Origin of the sequence: Paenibacillus sp. UMB4589-SE434 (assembly GCF_030226685.1) — a bacterium.
Lineage (GTDB): Bacteria > Bacillota > Bacilli > Paenibacillales > Paenibacillaceae > Paenibacillus_B.
Genome location: NZ_JASOYK010000045.1, coordinates 1 through 203, shown reverse-complemented (window position 1 = coordinate 203; position 203 = coordinate 1). Strand labels below are relative to the sequence as shown.

General features: G+C 50.7%; 1 tRNA gene. It reads left to right on the top strand.

The features are described from left to right. Positions 1 to 126 precede the first annotated feature (126 nt). Positions 127 to 202, top strand: a tRNA-Lys gene (locus QP775_RS25700). Position 203 lies beyond the last annotated feature (1 nt).

The following is a 203-nucleotide window of genomic DNA, read 5'->3' as shown; positions in this document are numbered from 1 at the left end:
CCCGTTGGTCAAGGGGTTAAGACACCTCCCTTTCACGGAGGTAACAGGGGTTCGAATCCCCTACGGGTCACCACTAACTGCTCAACTGTAGTAGAAAGTGTGGCAACAGCTAAGTTCAGACATCATGAGCCATTAGCTCAGTTGGTAGAGCACCTGACTTTTAATCAGGGTGTCGAAGGTTCGAGTCCTTCATGGCTCACCAG